Below are 22,494 nucleotides of genomic sequence, written 5' to 3'. Positions count from 1 at the left end.
CGGCCAGGTGACACGAGCAGTCGACGATCAGTCGTCATCGGTTTTCGAATCGGGATCGGAGTCACTCGAGGCGACCGCGCTGGAACTGGGCACGTCGACTTCGTCTTCCTCTCGCAGGAACAGCGACCGTTGGGTCCCGAACGCGAGCGCCATCGAAGCGACGGCGATCACCGTAATGAGGGAAAACGGACCGCCGGTGATGATCGCTGCTGCTTGCAGGGCTTCGACACCGCCCGTAACGATGAGCAACGAGGCGAGCGCACCGATGAGAAAGCCCCAGATAACCCGGTTGACCGTCGAGGGGCGCTGTGCGCCGCCCGTCGTGAGCATGCCGAGTGCGAGCGTGGACGAATCCGCAGACGTGATCAGAAAGAGAAGGACGAGCAGGAGAAACAGCGCCGTCAACAGCCAACCGAGCGGGAGCGCCTCGAAGAGCGGGTACCCTGCACCCGCTTCGTCGTACGTCTGGATCGCTGAGAGCACGTCGGCCTGGCCGTCGCCCTGCAGGTAGATCGCCGTTCCGCCCATCGTCGCGAACCACGGGATCGTAATGCCGGTCGACGCGAGAACACCCGTCGCAGCGACCTGACGGACGGTTCGCCCGCGTGAGATCCGTGCGATGAACAACCCGACAAACGGTGTCCAGGAGAACCACCACGCCCAGTAGAAGATCGTCCACTCCCCGACCCACCCGGAGACACCACCGGTCCCGGTCTCGGCGGTTCCAGTATAGAAACTCATCGGGATGAACTGGCTGATGTAGGTGCCGAGCGCTTCGGTTCCGATCGCTGTGATGAAACTCGTCGGTCCGAGCAGGAAGGTCACGACCGTCAGCAGGCCGAACAGTGACAGGTTGACGTACGATATCCGGCGAATTCCCTTCTGGACCCCGAGTGCGACCGACGCCGTGAACGCGACGGTCATGCCGGTGATGACGAGGACCGTCCCCAGGTCACCGACCGAGATGCCCATGGTCCACTCGAGGCCGACCAGAAACTGGCTCCCGACCAGTCCGAGGGTCGTCGCGACCCCGCCGATCGTCGCGAACACGGCGAGGATGTCGACGGCTTTCGCGACGGGAGTATCGAGATTGTCGATGCCGATCCACGGCGCGAGCACCGTCGAAATTCGCATCGGCGCGTCGTATCGATACGCACAGTAGGCGATCGGTAAGGCGACGACGACGTACGCCGTCCACGCGGAGACGCCCCAGTGGAAGAACGTGTACTGAATTGCACCGACGGCGGCCTCGGGAGACTGCGACTCCGCACCGATGAACGGCGACACGTCGTCGTAATGTGACACCGCCTCTGCCGGTCCCCAGAAGACGATCCCGGCGGCGATTCCCGCTGAATACAACATCGCGAAGTAGGAGAGAAAGGCGAACTCCGGTTGTTCGTCTTCCTCGCCGAGTTTGATGTTCCCCCAGGGGCCGAAGATCAGGAAGACAACGAACGCGACGAGAAAGAACATCACGATCAGATACCACCATCCGAACCCGGTCCAGATGACGTCGTTCGCGGTGTCCATATACCCCGTCGTCGTCGGCCTGACGACGAACGCGATCACGGCAGCGACGGCAATCGCGAAGCCGACGCCAAAGACGACGGGATCGAGTTCCGCAAAAAACCCCTCGTCGCCGCCCTGGCGATCTGTATCAGTCATCGGATCGTGCGATCGATACCGGTCGTCGAACGTAACCGAGAACGGCTGGCTACCGCCGTCTCTGGGCGATCACCACCGACCGTGACCGGACGAAGGGCGGAGTCTCGAGTCATGTCTGTGAGCGTACACCGAGTGCGGACAAGTGTACTGGGCTTGCACGAACAGTTTCCAAACGATAACATTCCAACGCTCAGGATTCCGTCGCGTTCACGCAGCGGAGGATGTCAATCGAGCGAAGACGTATCGAGCAAACACTCACGGACCGAAACCCCCTCGAGTCCGTCCAGCGTCTCGAGGACGGCCGCGAGGTGGTCGGGGCCGCTGCCCTCGAGGTCGACGGTGACGGGAACCCGGTTCGGGTCGTCGGTGGCCGTTCGACGCGCGCGTTCGAGGACGTCCAGTTCGGCGCCCTCGGTTTCGACGATCTCGCCGACGGATGTCGGCCAGCCTGCAACGGCCAGTCGCGCCTCGGCGTAGCGCTCGAGGGCGTCCTCGTCGACGTCGAACGTCGGCGTGTGGTGACTGGTTGGGTGGTCGGTGCCGACGATCAGATACGTCGCCAGCCCGCCCTCACGCTGGACGCGTTCCATCAGGAAGGTCGCGTCCTCGCTCGCACCGAACTCCGTGGACGGCACGACGCGATCGATGCCCTCGACTCCGCTGGCGACGTCGCCGACGAGCGCCCGGTGCGTGGGATCACTGTCGGCTCGAGGCGACTCGCTGACGCACTGCAGTAACTTAGTTATACACAATCAGTGTTTACGGGAGATACACAAAGGGATAAGAGAGCCGATGACAATCGTCGGATATCGACGCGTCGCATGGCACGGTGCCGATTGCGACGCGGGAGACACCATATGAGCACGAACCCAGACGTCGTCGTCCTCCGCGAGGGGACGGAAGGACTATCGATGGAATCGTACGCCGAAACCTTACGCGACCGACTGCCGGACCACACCGTCGCGCTCGCGCGGACACCGGCCGAAGAGCGCGAGCTCGTTTCCCAGGCACGGGTCGTGACGGGGATCACGATCGAGGAGACGTTGCTCGAGTCTGCCGACCGACTCGAGCTGTTTGCGTGTACCTTCGCCGGCACCGACCACGTGCCGATGGACGCGCTGGCCGACCACGGCGTCACGGTCACGAACGCCGGCGGTATCCACGCGCCCGGTATCGCCGAGCAGTCGATCGCGAACATGCTCGTCTTCGCGCGCAACCTCCACGAGGGGTGGCGACGCAAGCAAAACAGCGAGTGGCGCCACTTCCAGCCACGGGAGTTTACAGACAGCACGGTCACGGTCGTCGGCCTCGGCTCGATCGGCCAGGAGATCGTCACGCGCCTCGACGGGTTCGGTGTCGAGACGATCGGCATCCGGTATACCCCTTCGAAGGGCGGCCCGACCGACGAGGTACTCGGCTTCGAGGAGGAAGACGTCCACGAGGCGTTCGCCCGAAGCGACTACGTCGTCCTCGCCTGTCCACTGAACGACCTGACACGTCACCTCGTCGACGAGGATGCGCTGGCGACGCTCCCGCCGAATGCGGTGGTCGTCAACGCCGCCCGTGGTGGAATCATCGACACCGACGCGCTCGTCGCCGCCTTACAGTTCAACGGTATCCGGGGCGCCGCCCTCGACGTCACCGATCCCGAGCCGCTGCCAAACGACCACGAACTGTGGGACCTCGAGAACTGTCTGATCACGCCCCACACGGGCGGCCACACGCCGAAACACTGGGATCGGCTGGCCGACATCGTCGCCCACAACGTTGCCGTCCTCGAGGACGGCGGCGAACTCGAGAACGCGGTGTACGTTCCGGAGTCGAACTGAAATCGGCCGCCCGGACGCGATCCGACTCGTTTGTGATGACGAGTGATACGGTCTCCTGTCGTCAATTACCGCCGATCGCCGACCCCGTCCTGGCGATCGGTGGTACATCGTTACAGCAGTCCGTATGAGGGTTGCGTAACTGTAGTCGCCGCCGTAGTCCTCGGTGCCCGTGATCGAGACGTCGTAGATCGCCGCGGCGGCCTCGTTCCGGGCACGCCGTCCTCGATCGCTCGAGTCCCGCTTGCATCGCGTTCTCGGAGATACGGGCGGCCTCGCGCAACCGCTCTTTCGTCCGGGCGACCCGGCGTTCGTATTCCGCGTCGTCGAAAATATCTCGTGCCATGATAGCAAGCCCTGCGAGAGGGACCGATCAGAAATACTAGAAATTTCTCGTGTGTGGAAGTTACAGATACTGTTTACACATCTGCGTGGCGGAGCACGACTCTCGAGGCGGATCTGGATGTGTCACAGCGTCACTCGACTCGCGGTGGCCGACCCTGGCGGCCGATCGATAGGGGGATGGTACGTAGAGCGTCGGCTCGCTCGGTCCGAACCACCGGCGGTTAAGACACCCCGGTTCGTTGCCGCGGACATGGCAATACTCGAGACTATCGTGATCGCGTTCTGGGCGATGTTGCCCGCTTACGTGCCGAACAACGCTGCGGTGTTGGCCGGCGGTGGCCAACCGATCGACGGCGGGCGGACGTGGGGTGACAGCCGGCTACTGGGCGATGGGAAAACCTGGCGTGGCACCGCCGCCGGGATCGTCGCCGGACTCGCGCTCGCAGGAATTCTGAACCTCGTCGCGGCCGACGTCAGCAACGCGATCGGGATCGATGTCCCCGAATTCGCGCCGCTGGCAGCGCTGGGACTGGCCGCAGGGGCGATGCTCGGCGACATCCTCGCCTCGTTTTTGAAACGCCGAACCGGTCGCCAACGTGGCGCGATGTTCCCCGGCGTCGACCAGCTCGACTTCGTCGTCGTCTCCCTGCCGCTGACCGCACTGCTTGCGCCCGACTGGTTCTTCAAGGTCTTCACGTGGGGCGTCATCGCCGTCGTCGTGATCCTCACGCCGGTGCTTCACGTCACGACGAACGTGATCGCCTACAAGCTCGGCCTGAAGAACGAACCCTGGTAGGACGCGGTTCGGACGCCGACCGTTTCTCATACTGTCGGACAGCACGATTCACCGACGGGTTACTGACTGCTGCCTGGAAGTATCGATCGCTCGGTAATTCTCGTGGCGGTACTCGAACTCACCGGCGACACGGCGCCGATTCCGTCCCCGAAGTTCTATGCCAATCGTTCTGGTAGCGATCTTCAACAGTGGGCGTTACCGTCGGCCGCTGTCGAGTCCGCGAGATCATATGACAGTAATTGCCAGATTCGAGGTTATTCCCGTTCACGACGGGAGCCTCTCGGACGACATTGCACAGGCTATCGACGCGATCGACGAGTACGACATCTCCTACGAACTCACCGCGACGGACACGGTCATCGAAGCCGAGTCGGCCGACGAAGTGTTCGAAGCTGTCCAGGCAGCCCACGACGCGGTCGACACCGATCGCGTCATCACCTCGCTCGAGGTCGACGACTACGAGAGCCGCGAGCAAGACGCCACGGAGCGCGTCGAATCCGTCGCCAGCGTTCTCGGGCGTGACCCAAGCGGCGACTGAGACGAATCCCTGGAGCGATGTGCCGACGCAACCGCGACCCAGCTGCGGTTGTGCCGGTACTGACTTCTACCAGGCCGTATGCACGGTTTCGGTTCTTCCGACCGGATGTCTGTCGGCCGTCGGACGATCGTCTGACTGAGATTTTTGACCGAAACCGTGGACGCGACTGTTATGGGTACACGCTCCAGATCCGGGAGAGACCGTGACGACGATTGCTCGAGACGCCGCCGGAGGCGATGACCCGTGTCGGCGATACGTGTCACGACGCGTCGACCGCGCGAGTTCGGGTCGCGCGTACTGACGTGGTCGGCGTATCTGCTGGCTGTCGTCTGCCCTGGCGCCGGACACCTCTGTGTCCGCCAGTGGAAGCGGGGACTGAGCTGGGGTACACTCTGTGGCGTCGCGATCGTGTTTCTCAGCCCCGGGACGCTACTCTTTGCCGGACCGCTCATCGAGCCGATCCTCGTTACGGCACTTCGACTCGAGACCGTCACTTTCGCGGACGTGGCGTTCCCGCTTACGATCGTCGTCCTCAACGTGATCGACCTCTACAGTCGGCTGGCACTGGACGAAACGACGAGATAGCTCGACGGGACAGGAGTACGACACACGCGGCCGTCGTGACTGCGACTGCGATCCCTTCGGTGTGTCTCAGCAACTGATGTCTGACGTCTACGTATATGTCTGCGTGTATCGTTACCACATGACGATGTACATCGACATCCGCTCGCTGCCACCGTTTATCCTGGCGCTGGTGGTCGTAGCGCTCGGCGTCCTCGGCTACTTCGAACTCGTCAGCGCACTGCTCGAGTACTTCGACTACTCGCTTCACCCGTAGCGAACCCTGGCTGGACTGTGGATCGACCGGGCGACGGCCCAACCCGTCGATATCGCTTATCGGGCCGTAGGCCCGGGCCGATCGCTGTCGCTCGGCGGGCGTTGGATGTCGGTGAGAGGCGTCTTCGGTACGGTACGGTACGATGGCTCTCGAATCGACTGCAGCGGTGGGACGCGTCCTGCGGACGATGGTTGCTGAAACTGAGACGAACGGTGGTCCGTGTCACTGACTGCTGATCACGACGAGTCGATCGTTCTAGATTCAGCCAGGCGCTCTTCGGCCCGCTCGCGATCCTCTGGATAGCCGACGTCGATGCGCCAGCCGTCCATCCGGATCGCGTCGATGGTCCGCCCCGACTGGATCAGCAAGTCGATCGCGTCCGGAAGTTCGTACTCGCCGCGATCGCTGGGCTGGACGAGATGACAGGCGTGAAAGATCGCGGGGGTGAAGGTGTAGAACCCGGTCATCACGAGATTCGACGGCGGATCCTCGGGTTTCTCGACGACCTCGACGATCTCGCCGTACTCGTTGGTGTCGAGGACGCCGTAGCGGGACGCCTCCTCGTAGGGGACTTCCTCGACGAGGAACGCGGCGTCGGCCCGGTCTTCGTGTTGGCGATTGATGACGTCCGCGAGGTTCGCCCGGAAGACGTTGTCGCCAAGCATCACGACGAAATCGTCCTCGACGTAGGGTTCGGCCTGGAGGATCGCGTGGGCGAGTCCCAACTGCTCGCGCTGGTGGGCGTAGGTGATCGGCACGTCTTCGTAGGCGTCGCCGTAGCGTTCGATGATCTGCTCTTTCATGTGGCCGACGACGACGATCAGTTCGGTGACGCCGATCTCGAGAAGATTGTCGAAGACGTCCTCGATGAGCGGCGTGTCGTCGACTTCGACGAGCGCCTTCGGTTTATCGTCGGTGAGGGGCTCGAGGCGGGTGCCCTTGCCGGCGGCCAGCACGACTGCTTGCATGTCTGTAACGGTTTCGGTGTGCTGGCATATACTTTGGGAAGGCATACCAGTCAGTTCGGCACGAACGGGACGTCAAACGGCAGGTTGTTCGTCACCGTCGTCCGGAACCGACTCGAGATCACCAACAGCGTACTGAAGTAGACGCCGGCACCGAGGGTGACGAGGAGGACGACGAAGAGTTCGTTGTAGTCGGCGATCCAGTGGGGTTCGGCAATCGTTCGCGTCCCGTAAACAGTTCCTGCCATGACGAGCGCAGCGAGACATTGCCGCGCGATTTCACCAGTCGGGATCCGGAACTGGACGTGTTGTCGAGCGTAGTAGTAGCCGAATCCGAGACCGACCGCAGCCGAACTTGCCGTCGCAATCGCTGCCCCCAACCAGCCGATACTGTACACGAGAGCGACGTTGAGAACGAGGTTTGCGACGATGAAGGCGGCGTTCGCTCGGAACGCGAGGTCGGGTCGATCGAGCGCGTTGAGAGTGTTGAGTAGCTGTTTGTTGTAGGTGTATGCGAGGATCCCGACCAGCAAGATTGTGAGTATCTCTGCTCCGATCTCGAATCCCTCGCCGTAGATGCGCATCAGTCGATCGCCGAGGATCGCTGCGCCGGCAATACCCGGAATCAGAAAGAGGCCAGCATATGTCAGTGCGTCGTTGGTGAGCGTCCGGATCATGTCCGTATCTCCCGAAACGGATCGTTTGCTCAGCTCCGGAAACAGTGTCGTCTGTATCGCACTTCCGAAAATATCGAGGAACTTTGCGAGCGTGTACGCGACCGCATAGATTCCGGTCAGCCCCGCTGGGACGAACACTCCGAGCACGATAATGTCCATATCGCTGAACGTCTTCTTTCTCATATTACCGAGCCAGGCGAACTTCGCGAAGTCGAACAGTCGGGTAACGTGTCGCCACCGCGGGATTGCGATCGTCGGCCGGACGATCCAGAGCCCGATCACGGCGATTACCGCCGTTCCGATCGCGTGGCCGACGAGCATTCCGGAGAGTTCCCAGCCAAGGACTACGAGTGCAATCATCGCGACGCTGCGTGCCCCCTCTTTCAGCGTGCTCAGCGGCGCGTAGACGTGAACCCGGTGACTGCCTTTGAGTGCAACGTTGACTAACTCACTGAAAATCGAGACGACCAATAGGAGGACGACGAACTCGGCGACCGGCTGTCCGACGTACCCGTTTACCTGTTCCCGAAAGAGCACGATCCCCACCGCGACGAGACCAGTGAGGACGGCTTTGATCGTCGCCCCAGCAGCGAGATACGCGTCGGGCTCTTCGTCTTCACTCATTCGCTTGACAATCGCCTGCCCGAAACCGACGCTTTTGACGATCCCGAGCCAGGAGACCAATGCGAGAGTCAGTGCGTAGAAGCCGTAGATCTCTTCGCCGAGTGTCCGCGTAAAGTAGATCGTCGCGAGAAAACCGAGTAGAGAGGCAACGAGTTTCGAGACGAGATAGATGACGGAGGTTTGGCCGAGGCGCATTCGTCGTGAGTCGGTATCTGAACCGGCGAGTTAAGGGTATTACCACTCGCAGCGGGTTATTCGTCCTCGAGAACGTCTGCTAAATCCGGGTGGTCGCGTACGGACTCGGGTATTTCGCCCCCTCGGCGTGCCCGATCTCGGAGGGCCTGCCAATCCTTGTGCCGCCGGAACACCTGTACGGGTATCCGGTCGATCTCGAGGACTTTTGCGATCGCGAGTCGGTGCTGGCCGCACATATTCCACAGGAGTTCGCCGTTCCGACCGATGTCGACGGCAATCTCGTTCGCCAATGGATGCATCGCATCGTTGAGTCCGCTCCAGGCGGCGTCGGGTGCATCCTCGAGGAGCTGTCGCTGTGACTTATAACCCTCCGTACGGATCCGGTGATACAGCCGATCGATCTCGGCGCCACGTTCCTCGAGTGCCGGGCCATCGTATTTCTCTGCGAGGACGGTTTCGTCCCACTCGAGTCCGTCGACGAAGTGTTGCTCGATCGCCTTTGGATACGTTCGGTGCATGAACGGACGGCCGCGCTCGTCCCAATTTCCGTCGACGCTCCACCCTCGTCGCTTCGAGAATATCTCTCCGGTAGTATACTCGATTGTCGCTGGATCGACCCAGATTCGCTTGTATGGATCTGCATCAGTGTATTTATCCGAGTAAACTGATCCAAGGACGTAGAGGAGTCCACTCACCGCCGTTCTCGACAGCCAGTAGATTGCGGTCGCTGCCGGGCGTGGGAGTGCGCTCACACGGTTGTGTATTCGCAATTTCCAACTCAGATAGCGAACGCCGTACAAAACTACTCGGTCCACTCCTTCCTGCCGAAACATCGTCAATGACTGAGCCATCGCCTCACTCACACCAGAGATATCCTCGTTTCTCATACGAGTGAACGATCGTTCTATCGGTCACGTTCGAAATATATGGGTATCCCGATACGCTACCGAACCACGACGATACTGTCGGACAGCACGATGCACCGACGGCTCACTGACTGCTGGCCGGCAGTATAGGGGTTCGATCACCGGCAATGATATCGCCAATGACGGTTCGGAGGCGATCGGGGTCGACAAGCAGGTCTTCGCAGGTATGATCGCAAAACAGTGCGTGGTACTCAAAGCCCATCAGCTTCGAGAGCCGATAGAACGTCGTTTTCTGCTTGCCGCCAAACAGCTCGAGGACGGTTGGATCGGTTCCGTACACGAGGTTTGCCAGCCCGGCCCCGTGGGGAGAGACGACGAGATCGGCGTTTGCAAACAGCCGTACCTGTGTCGCGACAGGGAGCTCCTCGAGCGCGTACGGCTCGATGTCGAACTCCTCGAGGACGTCGTGTACCGCCCCAGCGTTGCGCACGCGACGGATGTTTGCGTTGTGTCTGCTCACGTAGATCCGCGAGGGGAGCTCCTCGATCGTCTCGGTTTCCACCCCGGCCGCTCGATGCGCTCGATCCCGAAGCCAGAAACACCCCGTCCGCGACGGTGTCGGATACGACGGAACGACGAACCGGTCGACGCGGGTCGTGCCCGATCGGAGCGGTCTCGAGACGAGATCCACATCGCCGACGAGCTCGAGAGACTCGCGCATCCACGACGACAGATCGGGTGGGAGGAGAAGCGTCGGGAGTTCGCCGGTTCGTTCGTGATATGTCTCGATCCCGAGCAGTTTCGGCAGACACTCGAGTGTCCAATGGTAGTAGTTGTTCCACACTGGGATCAGCGAGGCTGCGGTCCGAACGTGTCGATCGGCGCGGTCGGATGGCGAGCGAACGGCGTCTCTGGTCGTTCGGAATCCGTTGTGGCGAACGCTTCGAGCGAGAACTTTCTCGATCCGACTGTCGGAGTCGCTTCTGGGTGCGATCGTATCCTTGAGTAGTTCCGACTGATCGGTGACGCCGATTCCGGCGGGACCCAGTACGGTCACGTCCTCGAGTTCGGCGACGAACGGTGACGGTGGACACGTCTGCTCTAGTCCGTCGAACGAGCCGCTGTTTGGCAGCCGAGTCTTCGGCGGGATCGACGCTTCCGTTCCGAACGGATTCGACGAGTCTGGAGGCACACACGACCAGTATCTGTGTGCCCGCTCGCGAAGCTGCGATTGTTCGAGGACTATCGCGTGATCGAGAATTGCGTTTCGGATGACTGATCGACTAGCTTCGCTCTCGAGAACGGTCGTCAGGGCTTCGGAGAGAACTGCTGCGGTGCCATCGGACGCATACTTTCGGCGGGCACGAAGCAGTAGGGAAAGCGAATCGATCACGCGTCGGTAGTGGTCGCTTTCACGACACACGGATATGAACTCGTTGAACTGATCGCAGCGACCTCACCGTTCGCTCGACGAGTCCGCGTCGAGTGCTCCGGCTCGATACAGTTCGTCTACTGCCGGACAGCAGTCAGTGAGCCGTCAGTCGCGAGTTCGCGGCCGTCCCCAAGGGGTGGCCCCAGTACCGCGACCGTTCGTCGAGTCGTGCTGTCCGGCCGTATCATTCCGGACCAGCCGAGGAGAAGCTATACGGACGTGGGGTTCACTACGTCAACCGTCGATGTCGACGGCCCATCTGTACGACCTTCTGGTTGCGTGTGCCGACGAGGCTATCGGACGGATGTCCGCGGACGGCTCGCTGCCGGCCGGAAACAACGGTCCATGGAACGATCCGGAAACACCCGTTCGGAACACAGGCCACTGGTTGCTGACGTTTCTGAAAGTTCACGAAACCACGGGTGACGATCGATACCGGTCGGCTGCGAAACGAGCGACCGAGTATCTCCTCTCGAGCGACCGTCGCCCTCATGGGGCGACGTTCTATCATCGACTCGACGGCTCTCAGGATCGGTGTAACGGGCTGATCGGTCAGGCATGGACCATAGAGGCGCTCGTCGGTGCGGCGGACGGACTCGAGCACGACGACGCGCTCGAGGTCGCGGAGTCCGTGTTTCTGAGCCATCCGTTCGACGAACGACTGGCAGCGTGGAAGATCGTCGATATCGACGGCTCCGTGATCGGGTTCGATATGACGTTCAATCACCAGTTGTGGTTTGCAGCTGCTGGTGCGTTGCTGGCGGAGCAACCCGGTGTGGATCCAGCGATCGATGCACAGGTGACCCGATTTTTAGACGAAATCGACGCGAATATGAACGTGTACGACTCCGGCGTGATTCGACATCTCCTGAAACCGGAGTTCGACGTTCCGAAATACGCGACCGTGTTCGTCGATGGGCTCCGTCGAGGAACTGCTCACAAGATGGTTGCTGGACAGCTACGGTCCATTTTCGGTCGGAGCGAGGAAGGCGACGGACACGACGTCTGGCACGAGCGTGCGATCGGCTACCACTCGTTTAACCTGTACGCGTTTGCCATCTTGAACGAGTGCTATCCGTCACACGACGTCTGGAAGACGTCAGTTTTCGATCAGGCACTTTCGTTTGCCACTGGCGAGGAGTTTCCGGCGCGTCTAGACGGGAACCCGTACGGGTATCCGTACAACTGTTCGGGGATCGAAATGGCGTACGTGGTGGACGTCTTCGGTGATGCCGACCGGGACAGTCAGCGGGAGTGGCTCCGGCGACAACTGACATACCACTACGATTCGGAGACGAAGATGCTGTCGCGTGACACACCCGACCCCGAGACGCTGACGGCCAGGCTGTACGAGGCCACACGACTCCCAAACGTTCGGCTCCCGGAATCGATCGACTAGGGATCCCGATCAGTTCGTCGTGTTTGGGTCGGTCGCCGGAACTCCGATCACAGGACACTGATCACGTTATCGAACGATTTTATACTGCATACACGATAGCAGTCGATATTGAGCTCGAAATCGGTTCCTGAGCTGCTTCGGGAGGGCTGTACGATCCTCAGGCGAGACGGCATTCTACCCACGGTCAGAGCAGGACTTCGTGTACTCGATTTGAACTACCAGGGATACTGGTGGTACCTTCGGTATCTGTACCGCAAAACGTGCCGTCGAAACTGTCAGGTAACCGATCCGTTCACCGTTATCGAACTTCCCCCAGATCGGATCACTCATCACGTCGTTGACCGGATCGATCGATGGGACGATCTCGGCGCAGTCCGCGACGGTGACTGGGACCAAGCGGCACGTCCGCTCGACGAACTGATCAAGTACCGCAGCGTGATCGATCACTTCGAGAACGGAACGCCGTGGCAAGAAACTGATGTTTATCGTGAGGCGATAGCTCGAGTCGAACGCGGGGAGTCGTACTGGAACGGCTCGCTGACGGCTGCAGACGTCGAGCAACGGACCGAACACGTCGACGAACTGTACGAAACCCTCAGCGAAGAGGGGTTCAAATCACAGGCACAACGCCACGGGAAACCCCTTCGGGAGATCGTTCTCAGTCGAACGTTCGACCGCTCGATGGAGGAGGTTGCAGTCGCGATCGGCCGCGATGGGGAACCGCTGTTCGTCGACGGAAACCATCGCCTGGCAATCGCCCACGTCTTGGAACTCGAGCAGATTCCAGTCCACGTAATCGCGAGACACGAGCGGTGGGAAGCGATCCGGGAAGCGGTGCGAGCGGCGACGAACCCCCGGCAACTCGACGACAGAATAACGGATCACTTCCCCCATCCGGATCTCGAAGCTGTTCTGTAATACACTGTTGGACAGCACGATTCACCGCTCGGTCGCCCGACTACGGCCGTCGCTGACGGTGACGGCCGCGAATTCGCGACCGGTGTCTCGAGTGAAGCCACGTGCGGAGGTCGACGACTTTTTCTCACTCATTTCCGTCCACAAGAGTACTGATGCGTCCGGACGTCTCGATCGTCATCCCCGTCTACAACGATCCCGAGGGAATCACCACGACCCTCGAGTCCCTGCTCTCTCATACGGAAACTGCAGAGATCGTCGTCGTCGATAACGACTCGAGCGACGAAACACCCGACGTAGCAGGGAGTTACGCCGACGCAAATGAACACGTCTCCCTCGTCTTCGAACGCGACGTCCAGTCGTCGTACGCCGCCCGTAACACCGGTATCGAACATGCCAGTTGCGATCGACTCTGTTTTCTCGACGCCGACCAGCGGGTCACCGATGACTGGCTCGAGAACGCGCTCGCACGGATGGACGACCTCGAAGCCCACTATCTCGCGCCGGCGGTCGAACTCCAGCTTCCGGACGATCCATCACCGACTGCTCGGTACAACTACGTCTCGGGGTTTCCGATCGAAGGCTTCCTGCGACGACACCGGTATGCCCCCACGTCGTGTCTCTTCGTTACCCGGACGCTGCTCGAGGACGTCGGCCGGTTCGACGACCGACTCGTCTCCGGTGGCGACCTCGAGTTCGGCAATCGAGTATACGACGCCGGATACGATCTCGCGTACGCGAAAGAAGCCACAGTCGTTCATCCGACACGGGACTCGTTTCGATCGCTGTTCGATCGAAACGTTCGGATCGGCCGCGGACACTGCCAACTCCAGCGGTACTATCCAGACCGGTACGGTCGTCCCGGAATTCCGCCCCGTCCAAGCGGTATTCGCCGCGACCAGTACGATGCTTCGATGAATCGGGGCCTGTACAACGCAATTTCGCTCACGATGACTGCCGCCCGTGGGATCGGATACTACCGTGAGTGTATACGACTCGGCCGAGAGTGGGTCGACGAACGCCTCTCTAGTAACAACTGATACGGTCTCCTGTCGTCATGTCCCACAGACCGCCGACCCCGTGGGACGACGACAGGAGGTCGGATGACTGTGTCGGAGTCCGCAGCGTCACGACCGGGCTGTGGAGTCGTCGGAGATCGATACTTACGGACTACTGGACGTCGGTACCGGCGCAACCGCGACCCGGCGGCGGTTGCACGGGAAATCGGTACAGCGATCCGTAACTGGGACCGTATCAGCGAAGCAGTTCTCTCGACGCGGCGTCGACCGACCAGGTGCCGTCGGATCCATCCCGCCACAGCCGAATTCGAGCGATCACCAGCGAGAGGTGGGCGTCGAACACCGCGTAGGGTGCCTGAAGCGGTCCCAACAGATCACGTTGTCCAAGCAACACGAAGCCTACAAACGCCGCAAGTGCACCGATTCCAAGGGGAGGGACCGTCGTCAAGAGACCGAAGAAAACGAGTACGGCACCGCCGATCGACAGCCACGGCGAAATCGCGAGGAACCACCAATTAAACGGCACGACGACGGCTCCGTACAGGCCGTACCGACCGAGAACGTCGCGGTTTCGCTCGAGCAACTGCAGGAGTCCCATCGCACGCCGGTCCTTTCGTTGCCGTCGCTCCCGGAGCCCGGAGACACCGACTTCCGTGAACTGCATCGCCGGATCCATAACCACGCGCTTTCCCCGCTTTCGAATTGCAACGGCGATTTCGGTGTCGTCGGCGAGGGAGTCGGCTGCGATCGGTTCGAAGTACGATTTCTGAAACGCAAAGCACGGTCCATGGACGATAAACGTCGAGTCGAGATGGGACTCGAGTGCCTGATTCCGTGATTGGAGATCACGATACGAGGCTTCGACCTCGCTATCGCCGAGGACCTCGGTCTGTTGGCCAGTCACGCCACCGATCGATGGGTCGGCGAGATTCGATACGGCGTGTGCAATCGCGTCCTCGTGGAGCCGCGAGTCACAGTCGGTCCGAAAGACGATCTCGTGTGTGGCGGCTTCGATGCCCCGATTCACGGCTCGAGCGACACCACCCCGATCGTCCTCCTCGATCAGCGTTAGCTCCGGTGTGTCTCGATCGGCGAAAAACGACCGAACGATCGCTGCTGTCCTGTCGTCGCTCGAGTCGACGACGACGATCTCCATCGCCTCGGTCGGATACGAGAGCGAACAGAGTCGCTCGAGTGTCTCCTCGACGATCCGTGCTTCGTTGTACGTTGGAAGGACGACGCTGACCGGTTCATCGACCGTGGACTTTTCGGCGGGAGAGCCGCTCAGAGTGAGACATCGCTGCCCCAACAAATAGAGCACGTACGGAATCCCTGCAGCGACGAGAAATACACCGCCAATCCAGAGCAGCAGCATCGTAGCGCTCGTACGGCCCGTCGTGCATAAACCTTGCCGAATTGGCGACGTCACCTGGAAAGCGGGCCGTCGGTTCGGTTCCTCGACCCCACTGCTGGGGGAGAGCGCTGTCCGCATCGACGGATACCGGTCCGCATGACAGACATTCACGTCGAAACGGCCGTTTTGACCGTGGATATCAAGACATGGCCTGTAGATGACAAGGCTTATTCTCTACTTGTGTCTGGTGCAACCTAATGAGTACGGACACTGAACGCCTCGAGGAGGGGACTGATACTTCATCGTCCTTCCTGGGGTCGTTTGCTGACTGGTATCACCTCCCGGTAATCGGGGTTGCGATGCTGTTTATGTTCTGGATACGAATCCAGGCATACGATCGGTTCGTCACTGAAGACGGGACGCCGGCGCTTGGTGGCGTCGACTCGTGGTATCACTGGCGAACGGTCGAATGGACCGCAGAGAACTATCCGTATACGATGCCATACGAGATCTGGACCGGATTCCCGACAGGGAACTACGTCGGCCAGTTTGGAACCCTCTTCGACCAGATCATCGTGACGATCGCGATGATCGTCGGTCTCGGTGACCCTTCGACGAGTACGCTCTATACCGTCGCGCTGTTGACCGTTCCCGTGATGGCGGCACTGGTCGCGATTCCGGTCTTCTATATCGGGCGTCGGCTAGGCGGGACGATCGGAGGTCTCGTCTCGGTGCTGCTTCTCGCGTTCGCACCAGGGACGTTCCTCTATCGTACCACTGCAGGTCAGATCCAACACCACGTCGCTGAGGTCCTGTTTATGGCAATCTCGATCCTGGCGATGATGGTCGCCTTGCGCGTGGCCGAACGCGAGAAGCCGGTCTACGAACTCCTCGTCGACAAGGATTGGGACGCACTCCGGACACCCGCTATCTTCAGCCTTCTCGCTGGTGGGGCGTTGAGCCTGTATCTTTGGGTGTGGCCGCCCGGTGTCGTTCTTATCGGTATCTTCGCGATCTTTTTCGCTATTCAGCTTTGCCTCGACTACGTTCGTGGTCGTTCTCCAGACCACGTTGCGTTCGTCGGTGCCGTCAGTATGGCGGTTCCGACCGTCTTCATGCTCGTCATGCTCGAGCGCGTGACGATCAGCAGTGAGACGAGCTTTGGCCTCCTCCAGCCAACTGCGGCTGCCCTGGTCGCGCTCGGTGCGCTCTTTATGGCCTGGCTCGCCCGGCAGTGGGACGATCGAAGCATCGATCGACGGTACTATCCGGTGGCTATCGTCGGGATCATCGTCGCGGTCTTCGCGGTTATGTGGGCTGCATTGCCCGATCTCTACAGCACACTGATCGGCAACCTCACGAGTCGACTGCTGCCCCTCGACCCAGGGACTGGGGCACAGACGATCTCGGAGGCCCAACCGCCGGACAACTTTACCGAACACGTCTACGGCGAGTTCGGCGCGGCCTTCTACACGATGCTCGCGGGTCTGGCACTCCTCGTCACGCGGCCGCTGCGTGGCCGTGAGTTCCGCGCCGAGCACACCCTGATCGTCGTCTGGTCGCTGTTTCTGATCAGTATGGCCGCGACACAGATCCGATTCGCGTACTATCTCGTGCTCGCAGTCGCGGTCGTCAACGCCGTCTTCGTCGCTGACGTCGTCCGACTCTTCGATCTCGACATTCGGGGCGGCGTCGACTCGCTGCGACAGGTCGAGACCTATCAGATCATCGCTCTCGTGCTCGTCGTTATGTTGCTGTTCGCGCCGCTGCTCCCGCCGATGGCCGCCGACGAGACGGCCTGGGATCGCGGCGAGAACGTCGGCCCCCACTCGGAAGCCATGGTCTGGGAGGAGTCCAACCACTGGCTCGCCGAGAACACCCCCGAACCGGGTAACTGGGGCGAATACGACAACGCCGAGCGACTCGAGTACTTCGGCAGCTACGACTTACCCGAGGACGAGAACTACGACTACCCCGAAGGGGCCTATGGGGTGATGTCGTGGTGGGACTACGGCCACCTGATAACGACACAGGCCGAGCGGATCCCCCACTCGAACCCGTTCCAGCAAAACGCCCACTCCTCCTCGGCGTTTCTGACTGCCGAATCCGAACAGCGCGGTGAACTGATCCTCGATGCGATCGCCGCAGGCGAGTCGCCGGAAGACGCCACCGACGAGGAACTCGAGGCGATGGCCGCCGAGGCCACCCACGAGGAGCTGCGGTACGTGATGATCGACCACGCGATGGCCGGCGGGAAGTTCCCCGCGATCACGGAGTGGTCCGGTCCGGACTACGGCCACTACGTGACGCCGCCGGATCACGACCCCGATCAGCACATCGACGCCGCTGAACTCCGCGCGGACTTCGAGGAGGCGCCGTATCACGACACGATGCTGTCTCAGCTGTACAGTGACGACGCGGAGGGGATGGAACAGTACCGACTCGTCCACGAGACCGCGGACGTACCGCAGCAGCTGCTGGTGACGCACGCACAGATGTACATGGACGGGCTCTTCCCGCCCGAATCCGAGGAGTTCGAACAGGCCCAGCAAGCGGGCTATACGGACGGTGACGTGCTCCACCTCGACGACGACGGTCAGCTCGTCTCGCCTGACGAAGGCGATCCGGCCATCGTGACCCAGCGGATGAGCCAAGAACGATTCATGGAGTTCGAACAGAGCCCGACAACCGAAGTCCTCGACGCGCAGGTCAACGCCGCCGTGAAGACCTACGAACGCGTCGACGGCGCGACGCTCACCGGCGAGGTCGAGGACGACGACGCCCTCCTCGAGGACGACGCAACGGTCACCGTCGACGTCGAACTCGAGACCAATGCCGAACGGACGTTCACCTACACCCAGGAGGCCGAACTCGACGGCGACGGCAGCTTCGAGGTGACCGTCCCGTACGCGACCGACGACGAACTCGGCGTCGACGACGGCTACACTGACAGCGCCGTCGAGGCCACCGGAGAGTACAACGTCTCCGTCGGCGAGTTCGGCGAAGACGGGTACCTGGCCCAGACCGAAGTCGCCGAGGAAGACGTCGTCCAGGGTGGCCAGATCACCGTCGAAGACTTCGAGCAGGTCGAACTCGAGGACCCTGACGCCGACGAGGACGAACTGCCCGAAGACGAACTGCCCGAGGACGACGAGATCGTCGACAACGAGACGGACGAGAACGATATCGTCGACAACGAGACGATGGAGACCGAGACGGAAGGCGCCGCCGAGTAGCGACCCGTTGCTCTCACGTTTCCGCACCGATACGGTCGCTCGTAGCCCGTGATCTGCACCGATCTACAGAAGTGAGAAGCCTTTTGCCCTCGTCCGGAATACCCCTGCCCAATGCGGGAATTTCTCGCCGTCTATTTGAAAGGATTCTCGATGGGGGCAGCCGACGTCGTGCCCGGTGTCTCGGGCGCGACGATCGCGCTCATCGTCGGTATCTACGATCGAATGATTCGGGCGATCACGGCGATCGATCCGCGCCGGCTTCGGCCGGCGTTGCGGGCCCACGATCCCGAGGCTCGAGCGAGTCTGCGGACCGAACTCGAGCGGATGGATCTCGCGTTTCTGATCGTTCTCGGGCTCGGCGTCGCGTCGGCGATCGTGGTCCTCTCGCGGGTGATGCACGGTGCGGCGACGACGTATCCGGTGCCGACCTACGGCTTTTTCTTCGGGTTGATCGCCGCGTCGGCGGTCGTCCTCTACGGACAGGTCGAACGCTGGACGCCGGCTCGAATCGGCGTCTCGCTCGTCGCGATCGCGATCGCGTTTACGGTGACTGGGATCACCGCGGGTGACGTCTCCCACGGTCCGGTGATCGTCTTCGTGGCCGGGGCGATCGCGATCTGTGCGATGGTCTTACCCGGCGTTTCGGGCGCGTTCTTCCTCCTGGTGCTTGGCCAGTACGAATACCTGACCGGCGTGTTGAGCACGTTCGTCGACGGGGTAATCGGGCTACTCAACGGGAACGCACTCGAGCCGGTGATCGAGGCCGGCGCGGTCGTCGCAATCTTCGGTGCCGGCGCCGTCATCGGTCTGTTCACGATGGCCCACGCGGTCGGCTACGCGTTGGATCGGTATCGGGCTGCGACGCTTGCCTTCCTCGTGAGCCTGATGGTCGGCGCGCTCCGGCTGCCGTATCGTGAGGTCACGACGAACCTCGGTGAGACGGCGTACGGAACCCCCAGCGTGGCCGTCGTCGCCGCGCTCGTCGGTGCCGGTGCCGTCTTGCTCGTCGACTGGTACACCGACGACCTCGAGTACTGACGGTATTGCGAGAGGACTTTCCGTCTCGACGTCCCGGCACACTCATACCGTCGGGACGGCCGCAGTCGCGCGACCGACCGTCGACTCGTGCTGTCCAACAGTATCACAACCGGATCGTACGTGTATCGACACTGACCGACAGCGGTAATTGATGACGGGAGACCGTCTCAGATCGTTTCGTCTCCGCTCGTTTTGGGGTCGTCGCCGTCGTCAGCCGCTCTCTCGTCGCCGGCCGTCGACGGCCCCAGCGCCCGAAAGGCGATCGTCGGGAAGTTCGGAACGACCGCGCTAGGTCGGCGTCCGCTGCCGCTTGCGGGAAGGGGGACGCGTTCGAGAAGTCCCTGGTCCGCGAGTTCGTAGAGGAACCGCTTGACCGTCCCCGTCGTCAGCGACGAGCGATCGGCGATGTCGGCTGCGACCGTTCGGATCGGCCGTTCATCGGTATCGACGTCGATAAGGGCACACAGGACGCGCTGGCGGGTCTCCGGTAGGGCGAGCACTCGATCGAGGTGGACGCCATCGTCGGGGACGTCGGCTCGCGCGGTCTCGAGGTGTGTGGCCTCGATCCGGTCGCGGTCCGCGTCGCTTGCGAGGACGGCGCCGCCGAAGAGGATCGCGAGCGCGTCGTGGGCGTCGCCGTCGGCCCACGTCGCCACGTCACGGATCGATTCGTGGTCGACGGCGCCCGCCGCGAGTCCGTTCGAGGCCCGGTCGGTGATGACGTCGACGAGTTCGTGTCGACGGTAAGCGGGGACGGGAACGGTCGGATCGCCGTCGGCCCACGTTTCGGGAACCGACGTTCCGACCGCGACCGTCGAGACGCTTTCCGCGACCGGCTCGAGCAACTCACAGGCCCGTTCGAAGTCGAGAGTCTCGGGCTCGTCGTGGTGGTCGATCGCGACGACCGCGCGTCGGTCCGGTCGCATGAGTCGATCCTCGAGGCGGTCGCGGAGCGCGTCGGTTCCGATGCCGCTTTCGGGGACCGGCTCGGTCGCGACGACCGACAGGACGGCTCGGTAGAAGGTAAAGGCGCTCTCGACGCGGCGACCGTCGACGTAGACGAACCACGTGACGGGCTCGTCGCTCCCGGCCCGGGTCGTCGTGCCGATCGTCCGGGTCGACGCCCCGAACCGTTCGTTGAGGGCGTCGAACAGCGCAGTGACGATCGCCGACGTCCCCGAACCCGACGGCCCGACGACGGCGACCGGCGGCGGCAACTCGCCGTCGAACACTGGCTCGAGGACGTCGAGCAACTGCTCGAGGACGGAACCGCGGCCCACTGGCTCCGTCGGATGGACGACCGGACTGAGGTGGTCGCGGTCGACTACGATACCCGGATCCCCACGCGTCGATAGTCGGCGGGCGATGCGTTCCTGTAACTCCATCTACCGTGCCTCCTGGCGCCCGCGTCGGTCCGCGTCGTGGTCTCCCTCCAGGAGCGCCGCTTCGATGACCTCGAGGGTGTGTTTGATCTCGTAGCCCGTCCCGTGTTCCATCTGCATCGAACAGGTCGGACACTCCGTCAATCCCGTCTCGGCGGGGGCCGACTCCATGTGTTCGAACATCTCCTCGCCGATCTTCATCGACGTCTCGTAGTGCTCGGCCTTCCAGCCGTAGGTGCCGGAGATCCCCGAACAGGAGTCACCCACGTCGTGTGCCTCGACCCCGTCGATCGCGCTCATCAGTTCGATCGTTTGTCCATCGAGTCCCTGATTACGTGAATGACACGGTGCGTGATAGGCAAACGCCGCGCTGTCGACGCTCGTTCCCGCGAGTTCACCCTCGAGGTCCTCGTGGACGCGAAGGTATTCGACAGCGTCCCAGGTGTTTTCGGCCACGGCCGCGGTGTCCTCGAAGTCGAACAGTTCGGGATACTCCTGGCGGATCGACATCGAACACGAACTGCAAGAGGCGACGATGTCCGCGCCGTCTTCGAGGGCCGCGGCGAGGGCCTCGACGTTGGTCTCGGCGGCCCGGCGGGCGTCCTCGAGGGTTCCGTTGGCGAACATCGGCGTGCCCGAACAGGACTGCTCGGGGACCATGACCTCGTAGCCGAAATGTTCGTAGACCCGGACCAGGGCCTTCGCTACTTCGGGGGTGTTGTAGTTCGCGTAGCAGCCGTGGAAGTAGGCGATTCGGTTCTCGTCGCTCTCGACGTGGGCGCCGCCCCGTTTCGTCCACCACTCGCGGAACGTCTCGGTCGCGAACTCGGGGAACTCCCGCTCGCTCGTGATCCCCAGTACCTTCTCGCCGATCCACTTGGTCGCGGACAGTCCCATCACGAAGTTCGCCGTCCGTGGGAACGTCGCCGCAAGCGGGGCGAGTCGGCGGTAGTTCGCGAGCAGCCGGTTCCGGAGGTACTCACGGGAGAACGTGGACATGTTCTCTTCGACGTACTCCCCGCGGGCCGTGTTGTGCATCTGCGAGAGAGGGACTTCGGACGGGCAGGCGCTATCACAGCGCATACAGTTCGAACACTTCATCACGGAGTCGTCGATGTCGTGGTCGTCCTGACGCTTGAGCCGCCACTGCTCGGGGCCCTGGAACTTCGGGCCGGGGAACTCGTCGTCGACCTCGGCGACGGGACAGTTCGTATCGCAGGTCGAACACTTGTAGCAGTCGTCCGCACCCGGTCGGAGGTCCATCTCCGCTGCCTCGGGGAACACCTGAACCGGTTCGAACTCGTCGTCTTCCGTACCCGGTACGCCATCGTCGGTCGGTCGCTCTGTGTCGCTCATGAGTTACTAGTCGCTGTCGCTTGGAATC

At 61.9% G+C, this 22,494-nt stretch carries 18 protein-coding genes and 2 pseudogenes; 10 read left to right on the top strand and 10 right to left on the bottom strand.

Translation table 11 applies throughout. From position 1 onward, the window contains the following. Positions 1-27: 27 nt before the first annotated feature. Together RBH26_RS03145 and RBH26_RS21345 are read right to left on the bottom strand one after the other, a co-directional pair. The gene (locus RBH26_RS03145; protein ID WP_306756492.1) at positions 28-1,665 is read right to left on the bottom strand and encodes a BCCT family transporter; all 1,638 of its coding nucleotides are present in this window, start codon (positions 1,663-1,665) and stop codon (positions 28-30) included. 224 nt (positions 1,666-1,889) lie between these two features. After that, positions 1,890-2,390, bottom strand: a pseudogene (locus RBH26_RS21345) (hypothetical protein); the annotation flags it as partial. Between the two features lie 132 nt (positions 2,391-2,522). On the opposite strand from RBH26_RS21345, the gene RBH26_RS03135 reads away from it, so the two are divergent. After that, positions 2,523-3,494: a D-2-hydroxyacid dehydrogenase gene (locus RBH26_RS03135; protein ID WP_306756491.1), complete on the top strand. Its 972-nt coding sequence runs from the start codon at positions 2,523-2,525 to the stop codon at positions 3,492-3,494. Between the two features lie 141 nt (positions 3,495-3,635). On the opposite strand, the pseudogene RBH26_RS21340 reads toward RBH26_RS03135, so the two are convergent. Then, positions 3,636-3,780, bottom strand: a pseudogene (locus RBH26_RS21340) (ectoine hydrolase DoeA); the annotation flags it as partial. 306 nt (positions 3,781-4,086) lie between these two features. Here RBH26_RS21340 and RBH26_RS03125 point away from each other — a divergent pair. The 4 genes from RBH26_RS03125 to RBH26_RS03110 all read left to right on the top strand — a co-directional run bounded on the left by RBH26_RS03125 (position 4,087) and on the right by RBH26_RS03110 (position 6,008). After that, the gene (locus RBH26_RS03125) at positions 4,087-4,632 is read left to right on the top strand and encodes a CDP-2,3-bis-(O-geranylgeranyl)-sn-glycerol synthase (RefSeq protein ID WP_306756488.1); all 546 of its coding nucleotides are present in this window, start codon (positions 4,087-4,089) and stop codon (positions 4,630-4,632) included. Positions 4,633-4,861: 229 nt separating this feature from the next. Further along, positions 4,862-5,170 (top strand): thiamine-binding protein, encoded by a 309-nt coding sequence (locus RBH26_RS03120; protein WP_306756487.1) that lies wholly within the window; start codon positions 4,862-4,864, stop codon positions 5,168-5,170. Between the two features lie 243 nt (positions 5,171-5,413). Further along, positions 5,414-5,755: a hypothetical protein gene (locus RBH26_RS03115; protein ID WP_306756486.1), complete on the top strand. Its 342-nt coding sequence runs from the start codon at positions 5,414-5,416 to the stop codon at positions 5,753-5,755. A gap of 118 nt (positions 5,756-5,873) precedes the next feature. Next, positions 5,874-6,008 (top strand): hypothetical protein, encoded by a 135-nt coding sequence (locus tag RBH26_RS03110; protein WP_306756485.1) that lies wholly within the window; start codon positions 5,874-5,876, stop codon positions 6,006-6,008. 236 nt (positions 6,009-6,244) lie between these two features. Here the strand turns inward: RBH26_RS03110 and aglF are convergent, their stop codons facing one another. The 4 genes from aglF to RBH26_RS03090 all read right to left on the bottom strand — a co-directional run bounded on the left by aglF (position 6,245) and on the right by RBH26_RS03090 (position 10,527). After that, complete coding sequence (gene aglF, locus RBH26_RS03105) at positions 6,245-6,976, bottom strand: UTP--glucose-1-phosphate uridylyltransferase AglF (protein ID WP_306756483.1); 732 nt, start codon at positions 6,974-6,976, stop codon at positions 6,245-6,247. A 50-nt stretch (positions 6,977-7,026) separates the two neighbouring features. Further along, positions 7,027-8,469, bottom strand: coding sequence for an oligosaccharide flippase family protein (locus tag RBH26_RS03100; RefSeq protein WP_306756481.1), 1,443 nt, complete (start codon positions 8,467-8,469; stop codon positions 7,027-7,029). A gap of 56 nt (positions 8,470-8,525) precedes the next feature. Next, the gene (locus tag RBH26_RS03095; protein ID WP_306756480.1) at positions 8,526-8,987 is read right to left on the bottom strand and encodes a hypothetical protein; all 462 of its coding nucleotides are present in this window, start codon (positions 8,985-8,987) and stop codon (positions 8,526-8,528) included. Between the two features lie 472 nt (positions 8,988-9,459). Continuing rightward, positions 9,460-10,527, bottom strand: a complete 1,068-nt coding sequence (locus tag RBH26_RS03090) for a glycosyltransferase family 61 protein (protein ID WP_306756479.1) — start codon at positions 10,525-10,527, stop codon at positions 9,460-9,462. A gap of 484 nt (positions 10,528-11,011) precedes the next feature. Here RBH26_RS03090 and RBH26_RS03085 point away from each other — a divergent pair, with 484 nt between their 5' ends. The 3 genes from RBH26_RS03085 (at position 11,012) to RBH26_RS03075 (ending at position 14,121) form a co-directional block, all read left to right on the top strand. After that, positions 11,012-12,166, top strand: coding sequence for an agl cluster protein AglQ (locus tag RBH26_RS03085; RefSeq protein ID WP_306756478.1), 1,155 nt, complete (start codon positions 11,012-11,014; stop codon positions 12,164-12,166). Positions 12,167-12,274: 108 nt separating this feature from the next. Continuing rightward, the gene (locus RBH26_RS03080) at positions 12,275-13,084 is read left to right on the top strand and encodes a chromosome partitioning protein ParB (protein WP_306756477.1); all 810 of its coding nucleotides are present in this window, start codon (positions 12,275-12,277) and stop codon (positions 13,082-13,084) included. A 152-nt stretch (positions 13,085-13,236) separates the two neighbouring features. Beyond that, positions 13,237-14,121, top strand: coding sequence for a glycosyltransferase (locus RBH26_RS03075; RefSeq protein WP_306756476.1), 885 nt, complete (start codon positions 13,237-13,239; stop codon positions 14,119-14,121). 214 nt (positions 14,122-14,335) lie between these two features. Here the strand turns inward: RBH26_RS03075 and RBH26_RS03070 are convergent, their stop codons facing one another. Beyond that, the gene (locus RBH26_RS03070) at positions 14,336-15,475 is read right to left on the bottom strand and encodes a glycosyltransferase (RefSeq protein WP_306756475.1); all 1,140 of its coding nucleotides are present in this window, start codon (positions 15,473-15,475) and stop codon (positions 14,336-14,338) included. A gap of 236 nt (positions 15,476-15,711) precedes the next feature. Between RBH26_RS03070 and RBH26_RS03065 the strand changes: the two genes are divergently transcribed. Together RBH26_RS03065 and RBH26_RS03060 are read left to right on the top strand one after the other, a co-directional pair. Beyond that, positions 15,712-18,690: an oligosaccharyl transferase, archaeosortase A system-associated gene (locus RBH26_RS03065; protein ID WP_306756474.1), complete on the top strand. Its 2,979-nt coding sequence runs from the start codon at positions 15,712-15,714 to the stop codon at positions 18,688-18,690. A 111-nt stretch (positions 18,691-18,801) separates the two neighbouring features. After that, positions 18,802-19,728, top strand: a complete 927-nt coding sequence (locus RBH26_RS03060; protein ID WP_306756472.1) for a DUF368 domain-containing protein — start codon at positions 18,802-18,804, stop codon at positions 19,726-19,728. 167 nt (positions 19,729-19,895) lie between these two features. On the opposite strand, the gene RBH26_RS03055 is transcribed toward RBH26_RS03060, so the two are convergent. Both RBH26_RS03055 and RBH26_RS03050 read right to left on the bottom strand, forming a co-directional pair. Further along, positions 19,896-21,113, bottom strand: coding sequence for an AAA family ATPase (locus RBH26_RS03055; RefSeq protein ID WP_306756471.1), 1,218 nt, complete (start codon positions 21,111-21,113; stop codon positions 19,896-19,898). Beyond that, entirely contained in the window at positions 21,114-22,466 is a 1,353-nt protein-coding gene (locus RBH26_RS03050; RefSeq protein WP_306756469.1) for an anaerobic glycerol-3-phosphate dehydrogenase subunit C, read from the bottom strand. Between the last annotated feature and the right edge of the window lie 28 nt (positions 22,467-22,494).

The organism is Natronolimnohabitans sp. A-GB9 (assembly GCF_030848565.1).
In the GTDB taxonomy this organism is placed as follows: Archaea; Halobacteriota; Halobacteria; order Halobacteriales; family Natrialbaceae; genus Natronolimnohabitans.
This window is presented reverse-complemented; position numbering and strand designations above follow the sequence as displayed.

Bases quoted from the DNA above. Each gene is read 5' to 3' on its own strand.
- RBH26_RS03075 (WP_306756476.1), top strand. From the start codon at position 13,237: ATGCGTCCGGACGTCTCGATCGTCATCCCCGTCTACAACGATCCCGAG.
- RBH26_RS03070 (WP_306756475.1), bottom strand. From the start codon at position 15,475: ATGCTGCTGCTCTGGATTGGCGGTGTATTTCTCGTCGCTGCAGGGATT.
- RBH26_RS03125 (WP_306756488.1), top strand. From the start codon at position 4,087: ATGGCAATACTCGAGACTATCGTGATCGCGTTCTGGGCGATGTTGCCC.
- RBH26_RS03100 (WP_306756481.1), bottom strand. From the start codon at position 8,469: ATGCGCCTCGGCCAAACCTCCGTCATCTATCTCGTCTCGAAACTCGTT.
- RBH26_RS03135 (WP_306756491.1), top strand. From the start codon at position 2,523: ATGAGCACGAACCCAGACGTCGTCGTCCTCCGCGAGGGGACGGAAGGA.
- RBH26_RS03050 (WP_306756469.1), bottom strand. From the start codon at position 22,466: ATGAGCGACACAGAGCGACCGACCGACGATGGCGTACCGGGTACGGAA.
- RBH26_RS03065 (WP_306756474.1), top strand. From the start codon at position 15,712: ATGAGTACGGACACTGAACGCCTCGAGGAGGGGACTGATACTTCATCG.
- RBH26_RS03060 (WP_306756472.1), top strand. From the start codon at position 18,802: ATGCGGGAATTTCTCGCCGTCTATTTGAAAGGATTCTCGATGGGGGCA.
- RBH26_RS03055 (WP_306756471.1), bottom strand. From the start codon at position 21,113: ATGGAGTTACAGGAACGCATCGCCCGCCGACTATCGACGCGTGGGGAT.
- RBH26_RS03095 (WP_306756480.1), bottom strand. From the start codon at position 8,987: ATGCACCGAACGTATCCAAAGGCGATCGAGCAACACTTCGTCGACGGA.
- RBH26_RS03085 (WP_306756478.1), top strand. From the start codon at position 11,012: ATGTCGACGGCCCATCTGTACGACCTTCTGGTTGCGTGTGCCGACGAG.
- RBH26_RS03120 (WP_306756487.1), top strand. From the start codon at position 4,862: ATGACAGTAATTGCCAGATTCGAGGTTATTCCCGTTCACGACGGGAGC.
- RBH26_RS03110 (WP_306756485.1), top strand. From the start codon at position 5,874: ATGACGATGTACATCGACATCCGCTCGCTGCCACCGTTTATCCTGGCG.
- RBH26_RS03145 (WP_306756492.1), bottom strand. From the start codon at position 1,665: ATGACTGATACAGATCGCCAGGGCGGCGACGAGGGGTTTTTTGCGGAA.
- aglF (WP_306756483.1), bottom strand. From the start codon at position 6,976: ATGCAAGCAGTCGTGCTGGCCGCCGGCAAGGGCACCCGCCTCGAGCCC.